Here is a 17,350-nt window from a genome sequence, read left to right as displayed (position 1 = left end):
TCGGCTTTGGCAGCAAGCGAAAGGCCGCTCAGCGGTCGGGGGCCATCGCGGCTTCGGCCAACGTGTCGGCAAGTTCGCCCAGCAGCGCGTCGTCAAGGTCCGAAGCCGCGACATTTTCGCGCCCGATCAGCACGAGCACCGGGATGGCGAGCGGGCTGATCCGATCGAGCGCCTTGTGAAGCATCGTCCCCGCTGCGCGGTCGAGCAGGTCACCCAGCCGCGCGACGTCGGTCAGCCGCTCGCGGGCGTCGGCCCAGGCGGCTTCGAGCAGCAGATGGTCGGGCTCATATTTCCGGAGTACGTCGAAGATCAGGTCGGTCGAAAAGGTCACCTGCTTGCCCGTCTTGCGCTTGCCGGGATGCTGGCGCTCGATCAGCCCGCCGATCACCGCAACCTCGCGAAAGGCGCGTTTGAGCAAGTGCGAATTCTCGACCCATTCGACGAACTCGTCCGACAGGATCTCGGCGTCGAACAATGTCTCAGGATGCGTCACGGGTTTCAGCGACCAGATCGCCAGCGCATAGTCCGACGCAACGAAGCCCAGCGGCTGCATCCCCGCGCGCTCCATGCGCTTGGTGACCAGCATGCCGAGCGACTGGTGCGCGTTCCATCCCTCAAACGGATAGGCGACGAGGTAGTGATGACCCTCGTGCGGGAAGGTTTCGACCAGCAGCTCGCCGGGGCGCGGCAGCACCGAATGGAGTTGCTGCATCTCCAGCCAGAAACGGACGTCTTCGGGAAAGCGCGCCCAGCTCACCGGATCGGCCAGGAAGCCGCGTACCCGGTCAGCGAGCCGGGTCGTCAGCGCCATGCGCGCGCCAACATAGGAGGGGATGCGCGCGGGCCGCGTCGTCGCACGGACATACAGGTCGGTGTCGCGGATCGACTCGACCTCGAGGCTGAGCCCGGCAAACGCGAAGGTGTCGCCCGTCACCAACGTGCTCGCGAAATATTCCTCGACGCTGCCTAGGCGCCGGCCGTTCTTGAAGCGCACGTCGAGCGTCGGCGCATCGACGATGATCCCGGCGTTCAGCCGGTGCTGTGCCGCAAGCTTCGGATGCGCGATCCGCCAACCGCCCCGTCCGTCGGGGGCAAGGCGGCGAAACCGGTCATAGCTTTTGAGGGCATAGCCGCCGTCGCGCACGAAGCCGAGCAGGCGGGCGAAGGTTTCGGCATCGATCCATCCATAGGGTGCGGCGCTGCGGATTTCGGCGAGCAGCTCCTCCTCCTCGAACGGCGCGGCGCAGGCGAGCGCCATCACGTGCTGCGCCAGCACGTCGAGCGCGCCGGGGCGGAAGCGGTCGGCGTCGCGCTCGCCGGCTTCGACCGCATCGAGTGCCGCCTGCGCCTCCAGATATTCGAAGCGGTTGCCTGGCACGATCAGCGCCCTGCTCGGTTCGTCGAGCCGGTGGTTCGCGCGCCCGATCCGCTGCAGCAACCGCGACGATCCCTTGGGCGCGCCCATCTGGATCACGCAATCGACGTCGCCCCAGTCGAGCCCGAGATCGAGGCTCGACGTCGCGACGAGCGCGCGCAATCGCCCCTCGGCCATCGCCGCTTCCGCCCGCTGCCGCGCCTCGCGGTCGAGGCTGCCGTGATGGATCGCGATGGGTAGCGACAGGTCGTTGACCTTCCACAGCTCCTGAAAAATCAGCTCGGCAAGGCCGCGCGTGTTGCAGAAGATGATCGTCGTGCGGTTCGCCGCGACCACCTCCATCACTTGATGCACCGCATAGCGCCCCGAATGCCCCGCCCAGGGCACCGCGCCTTCGGGCAGCAGGATGGCGATATCTGGATCGGCGCCGGCCTCGCCCTCGACCAACGTCACCGCGCGCGCATCGGCATCGGGCGCGAGCCAGCCGGCATATTGCACCGGATCGGCAATCGTCGCCGACAGGCCGACGCGGCGCAGCCCCGGCGCGATCCTCTGGAGCCGCGCCAGCGCAAGACTCAACAAATCGCCGCGCTTGCCCGGCGCAAAGGCGTGAATCTCGTCGATCACCACGGTCTTCAAATCGGCGAAGATCGTAAAGCTGTCGGGATAGGAGAGCAGCAGCGACAGCGATTCGGGGGTGGTCAGCAGGATGTTCGGCGGCCGGCTGCGCTGGCGTGCCTTCTTGTCCGACGACGTATCGCCGCTGCGGCTCTCGACGCTGATGTCGAGCTCCATCTCGGCGATCGGGCCGAGCAAATTTCGCTCGACGTCGGCCGCCAGCGCCTTCAGCGGCGATACATAGAGCGTGTGCAGACGGTCGGAGGGGTGTTCGGCGAGGTCGACGAGGCTGGGCAGGAACCCCGCCAGCGTCTTGCCCGCGCCCGTCGCCGCGACAAGCAAGGCATGTTCGCCGCGCTGCCCCGCCGCCAGCATATCGGTCTGGTGCCGCCTGAGGCGCCACCCGCGCGTGGCGAACCAGTCAGCAAAGGGAGCGGGGAGACCCATGCGACCAACTTGGGGCGTGAGCCGAATGCGCGCAATGCCTCTCTGATCGTCGGTTAGGACCGATTGCGGAAATAAGGTCCTCCCCATGGCTGCGCCACAGGGAGGATATTCCACCCATCGTCATCCCGGACTTGACCCGGGATCCAGCGCGGCGTCGAAGTCATCGACCCCGGATCAAGTCCGGGGTGGCGAGGGGGCGCGACCGACGTCCGCTGACCACCCCGAAACCGACATCCGGCAATCGATCCGCCCCCAGGGCAGAAATCCAACCGGCGTGCGTCAAATCTTCCCGCGCACGCCCAGGAAGAAACGGCGGCCCAGATAATCATATTGCGTTCCGAAGGCGGGCGCCTGTCCGATCACCGGCGGCGTCGCGGTGACCACGGTCGACACACGCGGCGGGGGTGTGTCGAACAGGTTGGCGACGCCCAGTGTGATCCGGAAACGGTCGGCGACATCGCGGCTGAGCGACAGCGAGTGATAGAAGGTCGCGGGAACGCTGACGTCGGGGCAGAAGCGCCCACCCGGGCGGAAGCTCGAGGTGCGGCAGGCGTCGCCGCCCTGCGCGCGGAGCAGATCCTCCGCGTTCGATGCCGCGCCGATGACGTCGAGCCCGTAAAAGAGCGTCCAGCCCTCCTTCATCCAGCCGAGGCTGAAATCGCCGACCCATTTCGGATTGCCGATCTTGCCATTGTCGTCGATCGTCGTGCCGGGGAACAGTTCGACCTCATCCTCGAATTGCCAGGTCATCTGCGCGCGCGCGGTCAGCGCGCCGAGCCTGCCAAGATCCTGGTCGATCGCCAGCGACAGGTCGACGCCGCGATTGCGCTGGCGGCTGATGTTGACATAGCGGTCGGTGACGCTCGCGACGCTCTGCGCGTCCGGCCCGGTGGCGGTGCGGGTGAACAGCCCGCAGAAGGGCTCGGCCGCGAAATTGTCCGAATCATAGCAACTGGTCAGGATATTGCCCGCGCCGAGCAATGTGATCTCGTCTTTCACCTTGATGTCGAAATAGTCGACGGCGAGGCGCGTCTTGAGCCCGCCCCACAACGCCCCCGACAAATCGGGGGTAAGGATGACCGACACCGTCTTTGCGGTCGAGGTTTCGGGTTTCAGCTGGCCGAGGCCGCCGCCCGAGGTGATTGTCGCGGGACCGATCCCGCCCGTGAAGTCGGGCGCAATGCCATCGGCGGCGCAATTGTCGAATAGGCGCTGGCTGATCGCCCCCGCCGCGAGCCGCGCTGCGGTCTGGATGCACGGATCGATGTCCTGCTGGCCAAGGAAGCCTGTCTGGTCCTGCAGGAAGAGTTCGAACAGCGCCGGAGCGCGGAACGAGGTGCCCCAGGTGCCGCGAAAGCGCAGCCAGTCGTTGATTGCCCAGTCGGCGCCGACCTTCCACGTCGTGTCGCTGAAATTGTCCCGTGCGCCGGTGCGCGCGGTTGCCTCGACATGCGTATAGCGCGCCGCGCCCGACAGCGTCAGCCGCTCGATCATCGGCACGCCTTCGAGCAAGGGCACCTCGATCTCGCCGAACAGCTCCTTCGACACGGTGCGCCCGGCGGTGATCCCCGACGTCGTGAAATTGGCGACATTGCCCGTCAGCGTCGCTTCGCCCGGCGTGTCGTCGATCTCGTCGCGGCGGATATTCGCCCCGAACGCAACGCCCACCGGACCTGCGGGCAGGGTAAACGGCTTGCCTGTCACCATCGCTTCGGCCGACGTCTGCTTGAACAGTGTCCGCCCGGTCTCGCGCCCCATCAGGAACGCGCGCTCCTCGGGCGTAAAATCGCCGCGCAGCACGCGCGGATCGGTGAAGTCGATGTCGATACACTGTACGTCGCGGATCGCCGTCCGCGTGCCCGTACACGAGCGCGTGCGCAGCGTCTGCGACGCGATCGCATCCTGATAGATGACATCCTGCGTATAGCTGGCATCGGACCGGCTGTGCTGGCCGTGGACATCCCACTTCCATCCTGCCCCGAAATCGCCGCGCAGCCCAAGCACGCCGCGATAATAATCGACGTCGGTCGTGCTTTCGCTTTTCACCAGCACGCGCGGACGCAGGATCAGGTTGCCCGCAAACTCGCCGTTGAGCGGGTCGCCCAAATCGGTGGGGTCGCAATTATAGGCCAATGGGTCGCAGAGGAAAAACGGCAGCATCGATGCGCCGGTGAACTGCTGGAGCTCGATCCGCTGGACGCCATTGTTATGCGACTTGCGGTTGCTGAACAGGAATTCGCCATAGGCGGTGATGCCGTCGGCGATGTCATAGGCGCCTTCCGCGAAGGCGCTGACGCGGCGAACGCCCGAAAATACGTCCGAGTCCCGTTCGGCGGGCTCGAACTGGTTGAGCGCACCCGTCGAGGGGCCGTCGAAATTGATCCCGAAAAAGTCGGCGGGGCCGAACACACCGATCGGGTTATAGGCGTTGATCGGGATGCCCACGCCCGCGAATTCGCTGCCATATTGACCCGCGAAGATGGCCTGTCCATTGGGCGCGATCAGCCCGGGGCCGAAGGTGGGAAAGCCATTCTCGTCGACCCCTGAAAAGTCGCTGAACACGATCATGTTCGCCTGCGTGCTGCTGCACGCTGGCCGACCGGTACGGAAATCGACGATGTCGGCTCGGCTGCCGTCGGCCTCGCGCTTCAGATATTCCTCGGCGCAGAAAAGGAAATCGCGATCGCGCCGCGCCAGATTCTGCTGGCGGAAATAGTCGACCGTCGCAAAGAAATGCCCGCGGTCGAATTTTTTGCCGAAGCTCACATCGGCGCCATAGCTCTCGCCGCCGCCATCTTCGGTGATCGACGAGAAACCGCCGCCCTCGAAGCCGTCGAGGTCGTCGCGGGTCAGGATATTGACCACCCCGGCGACCGCGTCCGAACCATAGATCGACGACGCGCCGGTCTTGAGGATCTCGACCTGCCGCACCACCGACAGCGGCAGCACGTTTAGGTCGAAGGGCGCCACCGACCCGCGAATGCCCGCGGGCCCCGCGCGGCGGCCGTTGATCAGCACCAGCGTGCGCTCGGCGCCCAGCCCGCGCAGCGACAGCGATTGCACGTCATTGCCGCCATTCGCGACGAAACGGTTCGAAATCGCCGAGGTAACCTGGATCGATCCCTGCGCAGCCGGCGCTTGCCGCAGCATGTCGGCGAGCTGGACCTGGCCTTGCAATTTCGCGGTTTCGGGGTCGATGACCTGGATCGGGTCGGCGCTGGTAAACTCGCTTTTCGCGATGCGCGATCCGGTGACGACAATCTCGCCCCCGTCCTGCGCCATCGCGGGCGACGCCGCAAGCGCGGTGACCGAAACTGTCGTCGCCAGCAACGCCTGGGCCAGCAACACCTGAGAATGGGTGCCTGATTTCATTGTCTATTTCCGACCTAATAGTTGATCACGCCCCCCGGCGCGTCGGAAATTACGCCACAGGGCGTTTCGATATGGTTACCGGGACGGTAAGTTTTCGCGTCCGAACGGGCCGCTTGTCGCGCCCGCACGGCGCGGCTAGGCAGGCTCGCGAAAGGATCGCGCGATGAGCAAGGCAATGGGCGAAACGCTGGGACGGCTCGAAGCGGTCATCCACGACCGGCTCGCCGCGGGCGAGGCCGACGCCTCTTACGTCGCCAGCCTCGCGGCGAAGGGCCGCGGCAAGATTGCGCAAAAGCTGGGCGAAGAGGCGGTCGAGGCTGTCATCGCCGCAGTCAGCGAGGACGACCCTGAACTGATCGGCGAAGCGAGCGACCTCGTTTTCCACCTTTCGATCCTGCTCGCCGAGCGCGGCCTGACTTGGGACGCGATCGCCGCCGAACTCGACCGCCGCCACGGCACTTCGGGCCACGCCGAAAAAGCCAGCCGGCCGCAATAGGAGCTTTCCCATGCCGATCGACGCGACGCTTCCCTATGACGACAGCAACATCTTCGCGCGCATCCTGCGCGGCGAGCTGCCGTCAAAGACCGTCTATGAGGACGAATATGCCCTCGCCTTCCACGACATCAATCCGCAAGCGCCGCTCCATATCCTCGTCATCCCCAAGGGCGCCTATGTCAGCTGGGACGATTTTTCGGAGCGCGGCAGCGATGCCGAAATCGCGGGCTTCGTCCGCGCCGTCGGCCATGTCGCGCGCGACCAGGGCCTTGTCGCGCCCGGCTACCGCCTGCTCGCCAACACCGGCCTCGACAGCCACCAGGAAATTCCCCACCTTCACGTCCACATCTTCGCGGGTCGGAAGCTCGGCCCGATGCTCGCCCGCTGATTTCCAGTTTTGTCTGTGACTGCGGTCACAGCTTTTTCCTCAAGCGCGACTAACCGGGTGCAAGGCGCGGCGACGGGTGGACTCTGTCCCCTGTTTCCAGCAGGATAGGCATTCGGGCGGGAACCGGGGAGACGAGGCGATGAAAACGGGATGGCGCGCGCTGGCTACATTGCTGGCCGGCAAGGCGAAGCTGGTGCTGCTCGTCCCCCTCACCCTCGCGATGGCCGCGACCGCGACCGCGGACACCGTGCCGCAGGTCACGCTGGCGACCCCGGGCAGCAGCGGCACCGGCGACGGCACGATCACCCGCTTCACGCTGCGCTTTTCCGAAGATATGGTCCCGCTCGGCGATCCCCGCGCTCCCGCGCCCGCGACCAACGACTGCAAATTGCCCGCGAGCGGCCGCTGGGTCGATACGCGCACCTGGGTGCTCGAATTCGACAAACCGCTCCCCGGCGGACTCGCCTGCCATGTCGAGCTGCGCGACGGGCTCAAGACCGCACGCGGCGTGTCGGTCGCGGGCAACAGCCGCTTCGCGCTCGACACCGGCGGCCCCTCGGCGCGCGCCGTGCTTGCGGGCGGGATCGACGGGGATATCGAGGAAAACCAGATATTCCTCGTCGCGACGAATGTCGCCGCCGACCGCGCCTCGGTCGGCCGCTTCGCCTATTGCGCGGTCGACGGCATCGGCGAAAAAATCCCCGTCGACGTGCTGCCGCGCGCGACCGCAACCGAGATTCTGACCGGGCTCGGCGACAATAATTGGTCGCGCCAGTCCTTCACCTATGATGCGGGTTTGCCGCAGCGCCTGCCCGTCGCGGGCCCCGACCGCGAAGCCGCGCTAGACCGCGTCGTCGCGGTCAAATGTCGCCGCCCCTTGCCCCCCGGCCGCGAGATGGCGCTCGTGTGGGACGCGCGCATTTCGCAGGCGGGTGTGCCGAGCCGCACCGCCGGGCGCGACCAGCGCTTCGACCATGACGTGCGCCCCGCCTTCACCGCCAAGATGTCGTGCAGCCGCGTCAACCCGCAGGCGGGGTGCAACCCGATCAAGGATGTCGTGCTGAGCTTCGCCTCGCCCGTGCCCCGCGAAACGATCCTCGCCGCGACGCTCAACACCGCCGACGGCAAGAAACTGACGCCGAAGATCGACGCGGACGACAAGAACGACGCCTGGCTGACACAGGTCCGCTTCGCCGGCCCGCTGCCGCAGAATGTCGACGCGACGCTAATCCTGCCCGCCGATGTCACCGACCAGAGCGGCCGCAAGCTGCAGAACCAGTCGAACTTCCCGCTGAAATTCCACATCGACCGCGCGCCGCCTTTGGTGAAATTCGCCGCCGAATTCGGGATTCTTGAAGCCGGCGAGGGCGGCGTATTGCCCGTCACCGTGCGCGGGGTCGAAAGCAGCCTCGTCCAGTCGAACCTCAAAATGCCCGCCGCGACGCTCAAGGTCGGCGACGACGACGCCGCGATCGCGCGCTGGCTCAAACGCGTCGAGGACGCTGACGACAGCGACTATCGCGAGGAAAAGAACGCCGCGGGCAAGGATGTCACGGTCAACTACACGGGCACCAAGTCAGTCTTCGACGGCGCGCCATCGGGCGGCGAACGCCGCAACCTTCAGCTAACCCCGCCGGGCGGCGGCAAGGAGTTCGAGGTCGTCGGCATTCCCCTGTCGGAAAAGGGCTTCCATGTCGTCGAGATTGCGAGTCCTGAGCTCGGCGCCGCGCTGCTCGGTCGCAAATCGACGCGTTATGTCGCGACCGCCGCGCTCGTCACCAATATGGCGGTGCATTTCAAATGGGGCCGCGAAGGTTCGCTCGCCTGGGTGACATCGCTCAATACGGGGCTACCCGTCGCGGGCGCCGAGATTCGCGTCTCCGACAGCTGCACCGGCCGCCTGCTCGCGCGCGGCATCGCCGACAAGGCGGGCCGCCTCGCCTTCCCCGGCGGCCTGCCGCAGCCCGAAACCTATTCGAGCTGCCGCGAAGACGCCGACCCGGCGAGCAGCGAAGGCCACGCGTTAATGGTCAGCGCGCGATCGGGCGACGATTTCAGCTTCACGCTCACCGACTGGGGCCGCGGCATCCGCCCCTATGACTTCGACTTGCCCTATGGCTGGTCGGAACGTGAGGATATCCTTCACACCGTTTTCGACCGCGCGCTCGTGAAAGCGGGCGAGACGGTCCACATGAAGCATATCCTGCGCCGCCCGGTCGGGCTCGGCTTCCGCACGCCCGAAGCGATGGCGGGCAAGCTCCGACTCGTCCACCGCGGCTCGGACACCGAATTCGAAATGCCCTTCGCGATTGCCGCGAGCGGCAGCGGCGACACGGTCTGGAATGTCCCCGCATCCGCCCCGATGGGCGATTATGAGCTCGTCTTCGTGACGAAGGACCCCAAAGGCGAAGGGGATGGCGAGGACAAGACGATCTGGTCGGGCCAGACGGTCAAGGTCGACGAATATCGCCTGCCGACGATGAAGGCGACGATCACCGGGCCAAAGACCGCGCTCGTCCGCCCCGCCGCAGTGCCGCTTAACCTCTTCGTCGGCTATCTCTCGGGCGGTCCCGCGCCGAACTTGCCCGTCGAACTGCGCACCAATTTCCGTGCGAGCTGGTCCCCGCCGGAGGATTATCGCGACTGGGATTTCGACGGCCAGCCGGTGAAGGAAGGCGTCGTCCAGCTCGACGACAGCGGCGACACCCCCTCGGCAGACCTGCCGCTCGCGCGCTCGGTGCCGCTCAAACTCGATGCCAATGGCGCCGCGACGACGAGCGTCACGGTCGATCAGCCGATCACCGAACCGACGCTGATGGCTGCCGAAATGGACTATGAGGATGCGAATGGCGAGACGCTGACGTCGAGCCGCCGCATCACCCTCTACCCCTCCGCGGTCCGGCTTGGCCTCAAGACCGACGGCTGGCTGATGCGCGACAATGACCTCCGCCTCAATTTCATCGCGCTCGACCTCGACGGCAAGCCGATCGCCGGCAAGCGCATCGCTGTCGCACTTTACAACCGCGAGATCATCACCGCGCGGCGCCGGCTGATTGGCGGCTTCTACGCCTATGACAACCAGATGCGCACGACACGGCTCGGAGCGACCTGTTCGGCGACGACCGACAAGCTCGGCCGCGCAAGCTGCGCAATGGCGCCCGGCGTCTCGGGCGAGGTCACCGTCGTCGCAACGACGCAGGATGCCGACGGTAACGAGGCGCGCGCGGTGCGCTCGGTCTGGCTCGCGGGCGACGACGACTGGTGGTTCGGCGGCGACAATGGCGACCGCATGGACGTGATCGCCGAAAAGCCGCGCTATGCTGCGGGCGATACCGCCAGTTTCCAGGTGCGCATGCCTTTCCGCGAAGCGACCGCGCTCGTCACCGTCGAACGCGAAGGCGTGCTGTCGAGCTTCGTCGTGCCGCTGAAGGGCACCAACCCCGTCGTGAAGGTCAAGCTGCCCGACACCTACGCACCCGACGTCTATGTCTCGGTGATGGCGGTGCGCGGGCGCGTGACCGGCGAAGAAAGCTGGTTCCGCAAGATGAAGCGCGCCGTCGGCTTCAAGATCGAAAATAGCGAGGGCGCTCCCCCGACCGCCCTCGTCGACCTTGCCAAGCCGGCCTATCGGATGGGCATCGCGCGCATCAAGGTCGGCTGGGAAGGCCATCAGCTCGGCGTCAAGGTCAAGGCCGACAAGGCGAAATATTCGGTTCGCGAAACCGCAAAGGTCGGCATCGAGGTCAAGACTCCCGACGGCAAGGCACCGAAAAACGCCGATGTCGCCTTTGCCGCAGTCGATGAAGCCTTGCTCCAGCTCGCCCCCAACGACAGCTGGGAACTTCTTTCGGCGATGATGGGCGAACGCACGCTCGACGTGCTCACCTCGACCGCGCAGATGCAGGTGGTCGGCAAGCGCCACTATGGCCGCAAGGCGCTCGAACCCGGTGGCGGGGGCGGTGGCGACCTGTCGGGGCTGACGCGCGAGGATTTCCGGCCCGTGCTGCTCTGGAAGGGCAATGTCCCGCTCGACAATAAGGGCCGCGCGACCGTCGACGTGCCGCTCAGCGACAATCTGTCAGGTTTCCGCCTCGTCGCGATCGCGACCGACGGATCGCAATATTTCGGCACCGGCGAAACGAGCGTGCGCACCGTGCAGGATCTCGGCGTCTTCGCGGGCATGCCCGAACTCGTCCGCACCGGCGACACTTACGATGCGCGCTTTACACTGCGCAACGGCACCGACCAGCCGATGGAGGTCACCGCGACCCCGACGCTGTCGCCCGCCGTCGCCACCGCCCCGCCGCTTACCGTCACCATCCCCGCCGGCGGCGCGGTACCGATCAGCTGGTCGATGACCGCGCCTGAACAAACCGGCCCGATCGAATGGACCGTCGATGCGGTGGCGAAAGGCGGCAAGGCGCGCGACCGCCTCGTCTTCGAACAGGTCGTCGAACCCGCGGTACCCGTCGAGACCTGGGCCGCCAGCCTTTTCCGCGTCGGCCCCGCGACGACGCTGCCGATCGCGATCCCCGCGGGCGCGCTGCCCGGAGGCTATGTCGATATCGCGCTTGCCGGCACGCTCGCGCCGCCGCTCACCGGCGTGCGCGATTATATGGCCGCCTATCCCTATACCTGTTTCGAGCAACAGACGTCGCGCGCCGTGGCATTGGGTGATGTCGGACGGTGGCAGGCGCTCGCGGGTGCGATGCCGACCTATCTCGATGACGACGGGCTGCTCCGCTACTGGCCGAACGAAAATCTCACCGGCTCGATCGAACTCACCGCCTATGTCATGAACGTGACTGCGGCGAACGGCTTCGCGATCCCCGAGGCATCAAAGGCGAAGATGGTCAAGGCATTGCAGGCGGTCGTCGAAGGGCGGCTGACGCGCAAGGGCTATGGCCCGTGGGATATCCGCCCCGTGCGGATCGCGGCGCTCGCCGCGCTCGCGCGTAACAATGCGTCGAGCGCCAGCCTCGCCGCCGCGATCGACGTCGCGCCCGCTGACATGGCGACGGGCACGCTCGCCGACTGGCTCGTCGCGCTCGAAAAGACGCCGGGCGTGCGGAACGCCCCCGCTCTGCGCACTGCGGCCGAGGCCGAGCTGCGCAAGCGCCTCGTCTACGAAGGCACGCGGCTCGACCTTGTCGACGACGCACGCGCGCCCTGGTGGATGATGACCAGCGGCGACGAAATGGCGATCAAGGCCTTGGAAGCCGTGCTCGGCCGCAAGGGCTGGGAGGATGACGCAGGCAAGCTGATGGTCGGCGTCGCGCAGCGCCAGCGCAAAGGCCACTGGGACACCACCCCCGCCAACGCATGGGGCGCGGTCACCGTCCGCCGCTTCGCCGAACTTTATCCGGCGAGCGCGATCACGGGTGTCACCAATGTCAGCCTTGCGGGCGCCACCGCGTCGCAAAGCTGGCCGCTTCCCGCCGAACCGGTTTCGCCGCTGCGCGTCGCGCTGAACGCCGCGACGATGAGCCTCGGCCACCAAGGCACCGGCACGCCCTGGGCGACCGTCAGTGTCAAGGCCGCGGTGCCCTTGAAGGAACCGCTAAACGCCGGCTACCGGATCAAGCGTTCGGTCAGCATCGTCAAGGCGGCGAACAAGGACCGGCTGACGCGCGGCGACGTGATCAAGGTGCGGATCGAGGTCGTTGCGGCCGCGGGCCGGACGTGGGTCGTGGTGAGCGACCCCATCGCCCCCGGCGCGACGATCGTCGGCAACCTCGGCGGCCAGTCCGAAATGCTCGGCAGCCAAGCCAGCGGATCGGGCGCGCAGCCGAGCTATGTCGAACGCGGCAAGGACAGCTGGCGCGGCTATTTCGGCTGGATGCCCGCGGGCACGCACGCGGTCGAATATGTCGTCCGCCTCAATGGCTCGGGCCGCTTCACCCTGCCGCCGACGCGCGTCGAGGCGATGTATTCGCCCGCTATCCGCGGCCAGTGGCCGAACGCGCCGATGACGGTAGCCAGCGTCGGGCAGTGACACGCATCCGCCCCTCCTTCCGCCGTTCGTGTCGAGCGAAGTCGAGACACCCCAAAGGCGCACGCGACCGATGGGCATCTCGACTTCGCTCGATAAGAACGGGAATTGAAGGGCCGGCGCGGTTTCTCCTCGAATAGAACGACCGATGGAATCTTCTCGCAAACGCCGCTGGCTTGACGCGCTGGCATGGGTGGCGCTCGCGGCGCTCATCCTCGTCACCGCCGCGCACCTCGCAACCAAACCGCCCGCGATGCCGGCATACGCCGACGTCCGCGCAAAATGGCAGCCCAGCGAAGCCTGGCTCTACGACCGTGACGGCCGCCTGCTCGACAGCGAGCGCGTCAATTTCGAGCGCCGCCGCCTCGCATGGGTGCCGCTGGACGATATCAGCCCCGCGGTCCGCGACGCCGTCGTGCAGAACGAAGACCGCCGCTTCTGGTCGCATGGTGGGGTCGATTGGCTCGCGGTCGCGAGTGCGGTGCGCACGCGCCTAGCGATAGGCGGCGGCGGCGACCGTTCGCGCGGCGCCTCGACGCTCGCGATGCAGCTTGCGGCCTTTCTCGACCCAAGCCTCGCGCAGCCCGGCCAGCGTGACTGGCGCACCAAGATCCGCCAGATGCGCGCCGCGCAGGCGCTCGCGGCAAACTGGTCGCACGAACAGATGCTCGAGGCCTATTTCAACCTCCTCCCGTTGCGGGGCGAAGCGCAGGGCATCGGCGCGGGCGCGCAAAGCCTTTTCGGCAAGACACCCGCCCAGATGAGCCGCACCGATGCCGCTCTCTTCGCGGGGTTGCTGCCCAGCCCCGCCGCGGGCGCCGAGGCGCTCGGCCGCCGCGCCTGCCGCATCGCGCACGCCAAGGATTGCAGCGCGATCCGCGCTGCCGCCGCGACGCTCGTTTCGGGTGAGCATGCTGCGCGTTTCGACCCTGCGCTCGCGCCGCACCTTGCCGTCCGCCTGCTCGACCAGCCCGGCAAGCGTGTCACCACCACCATCGACCGCCGCATCCAGACCGCGGCGATCGTCGCGCTGCGTCGCCAGCTTTCGGGGCTCGGCGCGGCGCGCGTGCGCGACGGCGCGGTCGTCGTGCTCGACAATGCCACCGGCGAAGTGCTCGCCTATGTCGGCGGCGTCGGTTTGAAATCGACCGCTGCGTCGGTCGACGGCGCCAATGCGCGGCGGCAGGCGGGATCGACGCTGAAACCGCATCTTTATGCGCAGGTGATCGAGCATGGCTGGCTCACCGCCGCATCGATCCTCGACGACAGCCCGGTCCAGCTCGACACCGCCTCGGGGCTCTACGTCCCCAAAAATTACGACCGCAGCTTTAAAGGCCCGGTCAGCGTCCGCCACGCGCTCGCCGCATCGCTCAACGTCCCCGCGGTGCGGGCGCTCGTCATCGACGACGTTCAGCAGTTCCGCGACCGCCTCTGGGCCCTCGGCTACCATGGCTTGGTCGAGGACGGCGAATATTACGGCTTCAGCCTCGCGCTCGGATCGGCCGAAGTGTCGCTGGTCGAACAGGCCAATGCCTTCCGCACGTTCGCCAATCAGGGTCGCTACTCTTCGGTTCGTTTTACACCGAAGGAAAAGGCGGGCGCCACGCACCAGATCGTCTCCCCCGCCGCCGCCTTCATTGTCGGCGACATCCTCGCCGACGCCTCCGCCCGCGCCGACGCCTTCGGCGCCGATAGCGCGCTCCGCCTCCCTTTCTGGGCCGCCGCCAAGACCGGCACCTCGAAGGGCATGCGCGACAATTGGTGCATCGGCTTCACCGACCGCTTCACCGTCGCGGTGTGGGTCGGCAATCTCGAGGGCGATTCGATGCGCGCCGTCTCGGGCACCTCGGGCGCGGCGCCGGTGTGGCGCGATGTGATGATGGCTCTCCACGCGGGCAGTCCCGGCAGGTCCCCCGCGATACCCGACGGGGTCGAGGCGCGCCGGATCAGCCTCCCCGGCACCCGCGAGCCCCCGCGCCGCGAATATTTCCTCGCCGGCACCGCGCAAAGCGAAATGGCCGCCGCGCCGCAAGCCGCGCGCCGCCCGCGCATCACCAGCCCGGTCAGCGGCAGTGTCTATGCGCTCGATCCCGACATCCCGTTGGACCGCCAGCGGCTCGCCGTCACCGTCAGCGGCTCGGTGACGGGATACCGGCTGATTCTCGACAAAAAGCCGCTCGGCGATGCCGATGGCGGTCAGCAAATCTTGCCGCGCCCGGGCAGCCATATGCTCGCGCTCGTCGATCCGGGCGGCCGGATGATCGACCGCGTGCGCTTTACGGTGCGATAAACTGCGTGTCACAGGTCTGAAATTAAGTTGCGCTGACGTGCAGAGCGGCTAGTCTACCCCGCCAGGAGAAGGGCCCGCACCGGGCCCCAAAGGGGACATCTACATGATATTTGGCCGCGTCAAACCACTCGACGCCATCTTGGCGACTGCCGAGAAAAAGTCGCTCCATCGAACGCTCGGAGCCTTCCAGCTCACCATGCTCGGTATCGGCGCCATCATCGGCACCGGTATCTTCGTCCTGACGGCCGAAGCCGCGCAAAAGGCAGGCCCCGGCATGATGTGGAGCTTTGTGATCGCGGGCCTCGTCTGCGTCGTCGCAGCGCTCTGCTATTCGGAGCTGGCCTCGATGGTGCCCGTTTCGGGCAGCGCCTATACCTATACCTACGCGGTGATGGGCGAACTGCTTGCCTGGACGGTCGGCTGGGCGCTCATCCTCGAATATGCGGTCGCCGCATCGGCCGTGTCGGTCGGTTGGTCCGGCTATTTCGTCGGATTGCTGGCGAATGCGGGCATTAACTTGCCGATGGAGCTGACGGTCGGGCCCTATGCGGGCGGCATCGTCAACCTGCCGGCGCTCGTCATCGCACTGCTCGTCACCTGGTTGCTGATGATTGGCACCACCGAAAGCGCGCGCGTGAATGCCGTACTTGTGGTTATCAAGGTCACCGCGCTGACCTTGTTCATCATCCTGACGCTGCCCATGATGAAGGGCCAGAATTTCGATCCCTTCATGCCCAACGGCTGGTTCGGCCAGATGGCGGGGCTCGGCGCGGTCGGCGCCGCGGCCTCGATCTTTTTCGCCTATGTCGGTTTCGACGCGGTCTCGACCGCTGCCGAGGAAACCAAGAACCCGCAACGGAATGTCCCCATCGGGCTCATCGCCTCGCTCGGCATCTGCACCGTCTTCTACCTCCTCGTTGCCGCTGGCGCGATCGGCACGATGGGCGCCCAGCCGGTGAACGGTGCCGCCGGCGAGATTCTCTCGCCCGGTTCAACGGCGCTCGCCGAGCGCTGCGCTTCGCTCGCCGCTATGGGCCAGGAGCCTCTGGTCTGCTCGCGCGAGGCGCTGGCGCACGTCCTGCGCGAAGTCGGCTATCCCGCGATCGGCAATGCGATCGGTATCGCCGCCTTCCTGGCGCTGCCCTCGGTCATCCTGATCATGCTGTTTGGCCAGACGCGGATTTTCTTCGTGATGGCGCGCGATGGGCTGCTGCCCGAAAAGCTCGCGACGATCCATCCGAAGTGGAAGACTCCGCACGTCGTGACGATGATCACCGGCGTTGCCGTCGCTTGCTTCGCCGCTTTCCTGCCGGTCGGCAAGCTTGCCGACATTTCGAACTCGGGAACGCTTTTCGCCTTCTTCATGGTGGCGATCGCAGTGCTGATCTTGCGCATCAAGGATCCGGGCCGCCATCGGCCGTTCCGCACGCCGCTGGTCTGGGTGGTTGCGCCGCTCGCCGTCCTCGGCACGCTCGGCCTTTACCTGAACCTGCCCTTTGATGCGAAGATGGTTCTGCCGGTCTGGGGCGCCATCGGCCTCGTTCTCTATTTCCTCTATGGCTACCGCAAGAGCCACGTCGGCCGTGGCATCGTCGAGGTCCACGAGGACGACAGCGACGCCCCGCCGCCGCCGGTCCCACCGGCACCGTCGTTCAACTGACGGCTCGGACGATCAAAAAGGGAAAGGGGGCTTCGGCCCCCTTTCTTTTTTGCCAAGTGCGTGAAACGGTTCGCGCCGGCTAGCGACCGATTGCTGCCGTTCCTCCCCGGCTGGGGAAGGAAAGTCCGCTCATCACCACCCCAATGCCGCCGGTCACCGCTTGACCGACCCGCGCACCGCTCAAAAAATGCCCGCCGCTATGCCCTCGGCCAGTGCGGCGCCAAGGTCGCGCGCTTCGGCGAGGCGATTTTCGGCGATCGTCTTGGGCGCGAGGATCGCTTCGGGTGTCTGCGCGGCGGTGTTCACGATCAGCGGGTCGGCGACGCGCTTCAGCCGCCAGCCGGTCGCGATACGGTCGAGCTGGCGCTGGGCGTTCTCGCCGTCGGAACCGGCGCAGATGATCGTCGCATAGGGTCGGCCTTCGAGCCTGCCGAGGCAGGGGTAATAGCAGCGGTCGAACATCTCTTTCATCGTACCCGACAGCGCGGACAGATTTTCGGGGCCGACGAAGAGATAGCCGCCGGCGGCGCGCAGCAGCTCCGGGGTGACATCGTCCGCCGCGACAAGCCGGGCGCCGGCCGCTCCGTCGGTCGCCGCCTCCGCCAGCGCGCGGCTGCCGCCGGTGCGGCTGTGCCAAATGACAAGAAGTTTACATTCTTCCATGCGCCGATCCTCTATCCTGCCTCCGCCGGCATCGCCGACCCCTCGCTTG

General features: G+C 66.7%; 8 protein-coding genes. 5 read left to right on the top strand and 3 right to left on the bottom strand.

Annotated features, from left to right (window positions below; all coding sequences use genetic code 11):
- Positions 1 to 28 precede the first annotated feature (28 nt).
- On the bottom strand, positions 29 to 2,440 hold the full coding sequence (locus ATE71_RS06255; RefSeq protein ID WP_058802582.1) for a ligase-associated DNA damage response DEXH box helicase: 2,412 nt from the start codon (positions 2,438 to 2,440) through the stop codon (positions 29 to 31).
- A gap of 279 nt (positions 2,441 to 2,719) precedes the next feature.
- On the bottom strand, positions 2,720 to 5,812 hold the full coding sequence (locus tag ATE71_RS06250) for a TonB-dependent receptor plug domain-containing protein (protein ID WP_082665108.1): 3,093 nt from the start codon (positions 5,810 to 5,812) through the stop codon (positions 2,720 to 2,722).
- A 163-nt stretch (positions 5,813 to 5,975) separates the two neighbouring features.
- On the opposite strand from ATE71_RS06250, the gene ATE71_RS06245 reads away from it, so the two are divergent.
- The 5 genes from ATE71_RS06245 to ATE71_RS06225 all read left to right on the top strand — a co-directional run bounded on the left by ATE71_RS06245 (position 5,976) and on the right by ATE71_RS06225 (position 16,638).
- On the top strand, positions 5,976 to 6,308 hold the full coding sequence (locus ATE71_RS06245) for a phosphoribosyl-ATP diphosphatase (RefSeq protein WP_058802580.1): 333 nt from the start codon (positions 5,976 to 5,978) through the stop codon (positions 6,306 to 6,308).
- A gap of 10 nt (positions 6,309 to 6,318) precedes the next feature.
- The gene (locus tag ATE71_RS06240) at positions 6,319 to 6,696 is read left to right on the top strand and encodes a histidine triad nucleotide-binding protein (RefSeq protein ID WP_058802579.1); all 378 of its coding nucleotides are present in this window, start codon (positions 6,319 to 6,321) and stop codon (positions 6,694 to 6,696) included.
- A 139-nt stretch (positions 6,697 to 6,835) separates the two neighbouring features.
- Complete coding sequence (locus ATE71_RS06235; RefSeq protein WP_082665107.1) at positions 6,836 to 12,691, top strand: alpha-2-macroglobulin family protein; 5,856 nt, start codon at positions 6,836 to 6,838, stop codon at positions 12,689 to 12,691.
- Positions 12,692 to 12,836: 145 nt separating this feature from the next.
- Positions 12,837 to 14,978 (top strand): penicillin-binding protein 1C, encoded by a 2,142-nt coding sequence (gene pbpC / locus ATE71_RS06230; RefSeq protein WP_058802578.1) that lies wholly within the window; start codon positions 12,837 to 12,839, stop codon positions 14,976 to 14,978.
- Positions 14,979 to 15,081: 103 nt separating this feature from the next.
- A complete protein-coding gene (locus ATE71_RS06225; RefSeq protein ID WP_058802577.1) occupies positions 15,082 to 16,638 on the top strand; it encodes an amino acid permease in 1,557 nt (518 codons plus the stop codon).
- Between the two features lie 180 nt (positions 16,639 to 16,818).
- On the opposite strand, the gene ATE71_RS06220 is transcribed toward ATE71_RS06225, so the two are convergent.
- A complete protein-coding gene (locus ATE71_RS06220; protein ID WP_058802576.1) occupies positions 16,819 to 17,301 on the bottom strand; it encodes a flavodoxin family protein in 483 nt (160 codons plus the stop codon).
- Positions 17,302 to 17,350 lie beyond the last annotated feature (49 nt).

The sequence above is a fragment of the Sphingopyxis sp. H115 genome (assembly GCF_001468465.1).
Taxonomy (GTDB): Bacteria; Pseudomonadota; Alphaproteobacteria; order Sphingomonadales; family Sphingomonadaceae; genus Sphingopyxis.
The sequence above is the reverse complement of the archived record's forward strand: the minus strand, read 5'-3'. Positions and strand labels throughout refer to the sequence as shown.

Coding starts and splice junctions, on each gene's coding strand:
- ATE71_RS06255 (WP_058802582.1), bottom strand. CDS start 2,440: ATGGGTCTCCCCGCTCCCTTTGCTGACTGGTTCGCCACGCGCGGGTGG.
- ATE71_RS06250 (WP_082665108.1), bottom strand. CDS start 5,812: ATGAAATCAGGCACCCATTCTCAGGTGTTGCTGGCCCAGGCGTTGCTG.
- ATE71_RS06245 (WP_058802580.1), top strand. CDS start 5,976: ATGAGCAAGGCAATGGGCGAAACGCTGGGACGGCTCGAAGCGGTCATC.
- ATE71_RS06240 (WP_058802579.1), top strand. CDS start 6,319: ATGCCGATCGACGCGACGCTTCCCTATGACGACAGCAACATCTTCGCG.
- ATE71_RS06235 (WP_082665107.1), top strand. CDS start 6,836: ATGAAAACGGGATGGCGCGCGCTGGCTACATTGCTGGCCGGCAAGGCG.
- pbpC (WP_058802578.1), top strand. CDS start 12,837: ATGGAATCTTCTCGCAAACGCCGCTGGCTTGACGCGCTGGCATGGGTG.
- ATE71_RS06225 (WP_058802577.1), top strand. CDS start 15,082: ATGATATTTGGCCGCGTCAAACCACTCGACGCCATCTTGGCGACTGCC.
- ATE71_RS06220 (WP_058802576.1), bottom strand. CDS start 17,301: ATGGAAGAATGTAAACTTCTTGTCATTTGGCACAGCCGCACCGGCGGC.